The organism is Candidatus Burkholderia verschuerenii (genome assembly GCF_001189365.1).
Taxonomy (GTDB): domain Bacteria; phylum Pseudomonadota; class Gammaproteobacteria; order Burkholderiales; family Burkholderiaceae; genus Caballeronia; species Caballeronia verschuerenii.
Genome location: NZ_LFJJ01000246.1, coordinates 1 through 7,062 on the forward strand (window position 1 = coordinate 1; position 7,062 = coordinate 7,062).

Sequence of the window (7,062 nt, forward strand, 5' to 3'; positions counted from 1 at the left end):
CGTGCTGACGATTGCCTACTTCGATCGTCTTGGCATGCCTCACCTCACATAACCTCAACTTCCCGAACCGCCCGGTGCGGACCCGCACGCCGGGTGGTGTGGCAGGGTGGTGTGGCAGGGGACCGGCTAGCTTGCTGGCCGCCCCTATGCCGATTGTGCCTCAGCGATCGTTAAGCAAACTTCTCGCGCAGAAACGAGATCACGTAAGGCGTCGCCGCCGCCGCGACCGTCGATGCCGTCGCCGGATCGATACCCATGCGCGCGGCGATCGACTCCGCGACGCGTCCGGTCAGCACGCCTTCGCCGCCTTCTTCCATCGACTTCATAAAGCCGTCGCCGCGCACGAGGCCCGCCGCGAATGCCGCGAAAAAGCTTTTGCCGGGATGATCGCCGAGCAAGCCCTGGCTTTGTTCTTCGGCGTGCGCGTGGGCCGTTTCAGCGGCGGTGCCGAGCATCTGCTGGCTGTCTTCGGGACTGAAGACCTGATCGGCGAGCGCTTGCTGAGCCTGCGCGCCGTGTTCCGAAGAGAGAAATTCCGATACGAGTTGTTGTGCGTCCATCGACGTCACTCCTGTTTGATGTTCGACGATTGCAGGGCGACGCAAGCCGATCGAAACCCTCGGTCGCGGATGGCCCTTGCTGAGACCGTGAACATCGCCGGAAGTGCCGTGTTCAAGGCCTCTGCGGCACCGGAAAATGCACGCCCGCGCGCTGCGCCGCATTGACGATGTGCTGCTCGATGGCGCGGCCCGCGCGTTCGCCGTCGCGCGCCTTGAGCGCATCGACGATGGCCGCGTGCTCGTGATACGTCGACAGCACGAGTTCGCGCCGATAGAACGGCAAACGCTGGCTCTCTTTCATGATGTCGGCGCTGCCGCGCAGGATCGATTCGATCGCCGCATTGCCCGCGAGACTCACGATGCGCATATGGAACGCGAAGTCGAGTTGCGCGGCTTCTTCGAGATCGGCATCGACGAGCGCGCGTTGCAGCGACGCGAGATTGTCTTCGAGCCAGCCGATGTCTTCATCGCCGATGGAATGCGCCGCCAGCCGCGCGACGAATCCTTCCAGCGCGAAGCGCATCTGATACGTGTCCGGCAACGACGCCTGATCCGCGAAACGCCACGCGTGCGTGCTGCTCGCCTGCGCGCTGCTCACATACACGCCCTTGCCGGGACGAATGTGCAGCATGCCGAGCGCTTCGAGCGTCGTCAGCGCCTCGCGCAGCGATGCGCGGCTGATCGCCAGTTCTTCGGACAATTGCCGCTGTGCTGGCAGCAAACTGCCCACCGGATAAACGCTCGCCTCGATGCGCTCGCGGATCGTCGCGATGGCGGCATCGGTCACGGTATGCGGGACATTCTTCATGAGAAAACGCGGGTGGCCTGGTCTGACCGCCATTGTATGCGCGGCGCTGGTGCGTGTGTGCACCGGTTCGCTCCGGAACGTTCCGTGCCCGATTCGAGCAGGGTAAACCTTTACGGATCAATGCTTGACCGGCTTATATTGGATTTCTAATATCGGTCATCAGCTATCTGGTCTGACCAGTCGGAATAGTGCACCGGTTCCTTCGAATCCGAACGATCAAGGAGACATTCGTGACGAGATTCCTGAATTCGCTGTTTGGCAGGGTGATGATCGCGCTGGTCATCGGCATCATCGTGGGCGCGGTGTGGCCGCACTTCGGGCAGTCGCTGCGACCGCTCGGCGATGGCTTTCTCAAGCTGATCAAAATGGTGATCGGACCGATCGTGTTTTGCGTCGTCGTGAGCGGCATGGCGAGCGCGGGCGATCTGAAAAAGGTCGGGCGCGTCGGATTGAAGGCCGTTGTCTACTTCGAGTTCATGACGACGCTGGCGCTGATCATCGGCGCGATTCTCGCGTGGGTGACGCGGCCGGGCGTGGGCATGAACATCGATCTGCATACGCTCGATGCCTCCGCGCTCTCGACCTACACCGAGCACGCGAAAAGCCTCAAGGACACGGCGGGCTTTCTGCTGAAGATCATTCCCGATACCGCCATCGATGCCTTCGCCAAGGGCGACATCCTGCAAGTGCTCGTGTTCGCCGTGTTGTTCGGCTCGGCGCTCTCGATGCTCGGCGACAAGGCGCAACGCGTGACGGTCTTCATCGACGAACTGTCGACGGTGTTCTTCCGCATTATGGCGTTCATCATCAAGCTCGCGCCGCTCGGCGTGCTCGGCGCGATCGCGTTCACGACAGGGCAGTACGGCGTGGCGTCGCTCAAGCAGCTCGGGCTGCTGGTCGCCGTGTTCTACGTGAGCTGCTTTCTGTTCGTGTTCGTCGTGCTTGCCGTGGTGATGCGGCTCGCGGGCTTCTCGATCTTCAAGCTCGTGCGCTATCTGCGCGAGGAATTGTCGATCGTGCTCGGCACGGCTTCGTCGGATGCGGTGTTGCCGCAGATCATGCGCAAGCTCGAATGGATGGGCGTGAAGGATTCGACCGTCGGCCTCGTGATTCCGACCGGCTACTCGTTCAATCTCGACGGCTTTTCGATCTATCTGACGCTCGCGGTGATCTTTATCGCGCAGGCGACCAACACGCCGCTGTCGCTGCACGATCTGATCGTCGTGGTGCTGGTGTCGCTGGTGACGTCGAAGGGCGCGCACGGCATTCCCGGCTCGGCGATCGTGATTCTTGCCGCGACGCTCTCCGCCATTCCCGCGATTCCCGTGCTCGGTCTCGTGCTGATTTTGCCGGTCGACTGGTTCGTGGGCATCGCGCGCGCGGTGACGAATCTGATCGGCAATTGCGTGGCGACGGTGGTCGTCGCGGTATGGGAGAACGACATCGACCGGGCGGGCGCCAAACGCGTGCTCGATCAGGATGCGGAGTATCGCTTCGTGCCGGCCGCACCGGAAGCGACGCACGGCCACGAAGGCGCGCATGCGGTATGACGCACGCGGTATGAGTTAAGCGCGCAAAAACATGCGGCTCACGTAAATGCAATTGCGAATGAGCCGCATACGCGTATCGCAAAACGTAGGGACGAAACGAAACCGCCGCGCATCGGCAACGATGGCGGCGGTTTTTTTACGGCGCGCCGGACAACCGGCGCTGCGCGCTCAGTGCTTCCGGTGCGGACAGTTTTCCTTCGTGCATGCGCCGTACAGCGCGAGCGCATGCTCGTGGAGTTTGAAGCCGCGTTCCTTGGCGATCATCTGCTGACGGCGCTCGATTTCGGCATCGAAGAATTCCTCGACGCGACCGCAGTCGATGCAGACGAGGTGATCGTGGTGCGATCCCTCGTTGAGCTCGAACACGGCCTTGCCCGATTCGAAATTGCTCCGCGACAGCAGACCGGCTTGCTCGAACTGCGTGAGCACGCGATACACCGTCGCGAGACCGATATCCAGCTCTTCGCTGAGCAGGTTTCGATACACGTCTTCGGCGGTCAGATGGCGCACGGTGCTGTGCTGGAAGATTTCAAGAATCTTGAGGCGGGGCAGGGTCGCCTTGAGCCCGATATTTTTCAGATCGGCGGGATTGGTCATCGCTAGGCATCCCTAGAGTACAATTCAAGGTTATCATAGTAATGCGTTTTGCCGGATTCGGACATCTCGCAGGAATTTGTACGACTGCGCGTGTCTAACCGCGCGGCCCTTGAAGCGCCACGCGCGGTAGGTAATTGCGGTGGGTGAAATGTTTTCAAATTTATTGAATTGCAGGGAGAGCCGTCGCATGCGTGGAACCATGATCGCGGCAACCGTGGCCGTATTGCTCGCCGGTTGCTCGACGTATGACAGCGTCACGCAGAAAATCGCGCAAAGCATCACACCGTATCGGATCACGGTAGTGCAAGGCAACTTCGTTTCGCAGGAAGCAGCGAATCAGATGCAGGTCGGAATGTCGCGCGACCAGGTCAAGCAACTTCTGGGCACGCCGTTGCTGACCGACATGTTCCATGCGGACCGCTGGGACTACGTCTTCTATTTCAAGCGCGGCTCCACGGCCGTGGTGCAGCAGCGCGACTTCGTCGTGAATTTCGCGAGCGATCGCGTGACGAGCTGGTCGGGCGGCGAGAATCTGCCGTCGAACCTCGAACTGCTCGCCGAAATCGACGGCGACAAGGGCGTGAAGGTCGCGAAGCCGGTTGCCGCGGCGTCGGGTTCGGCGGTCACCGCGCCGTCGAGCGATCCGTCGACGCAGCCGAACGCGTCGGCCGCCTTCGCGGGCGATGCGAACCAGCAGGCCGCTCAGGCCGCGAATCGCGCGACGGCACAGGTCGAAATGCCGGCCGGACGTCAGCGTTCGTGGACCTACAGCAACGCACCGCAGAGCAGCGGCGGCGCGCTGGGCACGGGCGGTTCAAGCGGCAATTCGCAGATCCAGCTGCAACGCAAACCGCAGACGATCCAGATTCCGGACAGCAGCGCGGTCGGACCGGCGAGCACCTCGCCCGCGCCGACTACGGCCAACGGCAATCAGCAGCAGTTCACGATGCCGCAGCAAAGCCAGTAACGTCTCGCAATGGAAGCGGCGCGCCCGTCGCGCCGTTTCCGTTCGACGCCGCTTATCCGCTTCATCCACCGCGCGCATCGTTCGCACGGTTCATCTAGAGACAGCCATGAAGATCGCCATCGCCGGCGCATCGGGCCGCATGGGCCGGATGCTGATCGAAACCGTTCTCAACGATCCCGACACGCAACTCGTCGGCGCACTCGATCGGCCCGGCACGCCGCAACTCGGCCAGGACGCGGGTGCGTTTCTCGGCAAGAACACGGGCGTGCTGCTCACGGACGACATCGAGCAGGTGTTCGCGCAAGCCGACTATCTGATCGATTTCACGCGTCCCGAAGGCACGCTGACGCATCTGGAAGCGGCGCTGCGTCATGACGTGAAGATGATCATCGGCACGACGGGTTTTTCCGACGAACAGAAGGCGCAGTTGAAAGCGGCGGGCGAGAAGATCGGCGTCGTGTTCGCGCCGAACATGAGCGTCGGCGTGAACGTCACGATGAAGCTGCTCGAATTCGCCGCGAAGCATTTTTCGACGGGTTACGACATCGAGATCATCGAGGCACATCACCGTCATAAGGTCGATGCGCCGTCGGGCACCGCGCTGGGCATGGGCGAAGTCATCGCGAAGGCGCTCGGCCGCGACCTGAAGGACTGCGCGGTCTACGCGCGCGAAGGCGTGACGGGCGAGCGCGATCCGTCGACGATCGGCTTTTCGGCCATTCGCGGCGGCGATATCGTCGGCGATCACACGGTGCTGTTCGCGGGCATCGGCGAGCGCATCGAGATCACGCACAAATCGGCGAGCCGGTTGTCGTACGCGCAGGGCGCGTTGCGCGCGGTGCGATTCCTTGCGAACCACGACAAGGGTTTCTTCGACATGCAAGACGTGCTCGGCCTGCGCTGATCTTTCGTGACGATGGCAGAAACGGGCGTCCTACATTATCTGCAATCCGGCGATGCGGTTACGCACGCGGTCGCGGGCGTTCTGCTCGCGATGTCGCTGGCGAGCTGGTGTTTCCTGCTGGTGAAGACTTGGGTGCTGGCGCGCGCGAAGTGGCAAGGTCCGCGCGCGTTGCAGCGGTTCTGGCAGTCGGCGAATTTGAAAGACGGCATCGGCGCGTTGAAGCGCGCGGATCGCGAGCGCGTGTTCTTGCCGCTCGCGGAGGCGGCGTGGCATGCGTCGCAGGCCGAGATGCCGGGCGCGTTGCTCGCGCGCGTGGAGCGCAGCGAGCGAGTATTGCGGGCGCTTCGACAGGCGTTGTTGAGATCGCAGCGGCGGCTCGAATTCGGGCAGGTGCTGCTCGCGTCGGTGGGCGCGACGGCGCCGTTCGTCGGCTTGCTCGGCACGGTGTGGGGCATTTATCACGCGCTCGGCAGCATCGCGGCGAGCGGTCAGGCGATGATCGAGAACGTCGCGGGTCCGGTGGGCGAGGCGCTGATCATGACGGCGTTCGGTCTGGTCGTCGCGATTCCGGCGGTGCTCGCGTACAACATTCTCGGCCGCTACGTCCGGCAGATTTCCGAGGAACTCGACGGCTTCACGCACGATTTGCACGCGTACGTCTGCGGCGAGGCGGAATAAGGAGCGCGCGCGATGGCATTCGGCGGACTCGACAAGAAACCCAGCGGCGCGCCGATGGCCGAGATCAACATGACGCCGTTGATCGACGTCATGCTCGTGCTGCTGGTGATTTTCATCATCACGGCGCCGCTGTTTATTCATGCGATTCGCCTCGATTTGCCGAAGGTCGCGGCGCAACCGGCGCGCGAGATGCCGCAGACGATTACGTTGTCCATCGACGATTCCGGGAAGCTTTTCTGGAACGATCAGCCGATCGGTTTCGATGCGATGCGCGGACGGTTTGTCGAGGCGGGTAAGGCTTCGGAGAAACCGGAATTGCACTTGCGGGCGTCTAGTGGGACGCGGTATGACGTGATCGCCCAAGTGATGGGGGCGGCGCAGCAGGCGGGGGTTGAGCGGATTGGGTTTGTTACGCAGCCTGTGGTGGACCAGCGTACTGGCGCGAGGCCCGGCGAGAAGAAGTAGTACGCATCTGTGGCTGTAGTGTAGTTCTATGGTTCTCTTGTCGCTGGGTTTTCGTCAGTAACCGCCTCCCCGGCGGGTGGGGTTACTTTCTTTGCGGCGGCAAAGAAAGTAACCAAAGAAAGCCGCTTGTCCGATCCTAAGCACCTTCTTGAGCGGCCCCGGCACAGGAATCTAGACTTGGCACAGCAGTAGCGAGTGTTCTCACCGTGTGTCTGGGCGCTGGTTCCCATGCGATTTGCGCTTTCTCGCCTGCCTTGGTAACGGTCCCCTTCGGCTTACTTCGGCCTCGCTGCGCGGCCGGTTTAGGGCCGTACAGGCAACCGGCAGGTGTTTTGCGAAACGACCTCGAATGCCTCATCGGCTTCATCGTTATTCGGCCCTACCTCGGTTTGCGCTTCGACGGGGATCTAGTGTTCCGTCCCAGAAATAACTTTACATAACCGAGCCACTTTCTGAAGGATGGAATCGGCGGTTGCGGTCCAGACAAATGGACGGTTGTGCTGGTTGTAGCGTGCGACATAGCGCTCGATGCT

General features: G+C 62.1%; 8 protein-coding genes and 1 pseudogene. 5 read left to right on the top strand and 4 right to left on the bottom strand.

The annotated features are described in order from the left end of the window. Positions 1-170: 170 nt before the first annotated feature. A complete protein-coding gene (locus BVER_RS26445) occupies positions 171-560 on the bottom strand; it encodes a hypothetical protein (protein WP_050455790.1) in 390 nt (129 codons plus the stop codon). Positions 561-672: 112 nt separating this feature from the next. Beyond that, positions 673-1,368: a FadR/GntR family transcriptional regulator gene (locus tag BVER_RS26450; RefSeq protein WP_050455791.1), complete on the bottom strand. Its 696-nt coding sequence runs from the start codon at positions 1,366-1,368 to the stop codon at positions 673-675. Positions 1,369-1,598: 230 nt separating this feature from the next. Here BVER_RS26450 and BVER_RS26455 point away from each other — a divergent pair, with 230 nt between their 5' ends. Further along, positions 1,599-2,918, top strand: coding sequence for a C4-dicarboxylate transporter DctA (locus tag BVER_RS26455; protein ID WP_050455792.1), 1,320 nt, complete (start codon positions 1,599-1,601; stop codon positions 2,916-2,918). Between the two features lie 168 nt (positions 2,919-3,086). Here BVER_RS26455 and fur read toward each other — a convergent pair whose 3' ends face one another. Beyond that, positions 3,087-3,515, bottom strand: a complete 429-nt coding sequence (gene fur / locus BVER_RS26460; RefSeq protein WP_050455793.1) for a ferric iron uptake transcriptional regulator — start codon at positions 3,513-3,515, stop codon at positions 3,087-3,089. A gap of 187 nt (positions 3,516-3,702) precedes the next feature. On the opposite strand from fur, the gene BVER_RS26465 reads away from it, so the two are divergent. The 4 genes from BVER_RS26465 (at position 3,703) to BVER_RS26480 (ending at position 6,529) form a co-directional block, all read left to right on the top strand. Continuing rightward, complete coding sequence (locus BVER_RS26465; RefSeq protein WP_050455794.1) at positions 3,703-4,482, top strand: outer membrane protein assembly factor BamE; 780 nt, start codon at positions 3,703-3,705, stop codon at positions 4,480-4,482. A 106-nt stretch (positions 4,483-4,588) separates the two neighbouring features. Then, positions 4,589-5,386: a 4-hydroxy-tetrahydrodipicolinate reductase gene (dapB, locus tag BVER_RS26470; protein ID WP_050455795.1), complete on the top strand. Its 798-nt coding sequence runs from the start codon at positions 4,589-4,591 to the stop codon at positions 5,384-5,386. 12 nt (positions 5,387-5,398) lie between these two features. Further along, positions 5,399-6,064, top strand: a complete 666-nt coding sequence (locus BVER_RS26475) for a MotA/TolQ/ExbB proton channel family protein (RefSeq protein WP_050455797.1) — start codon at positions 5,399-5,401, stop codon at positions 6,062-6,064. Positions 6,065-6,076: 12 nt separating this feature from the next. After that, a complete protein-coding gene (locus tag BVER_RS26480; RefSeq protein ID WP_050455796.1) occupies positions 6,077-6,529 on the top strand; it encodes an ExbD/TolR family protein in 453 nt (150 codons plus the stop codon). A gap of 407 nt (positions 6,530-6,936) precedes the next feature. Here the strand turns inward: BVER_RS26480 and BVER_RS34625 are convergent. Continuing rightward, positions 6,937-7,062 (bottom strand): annotated as a pseudogene (locus BVER_RS34625) (IS630 family transposase); the annotation flags it as partial.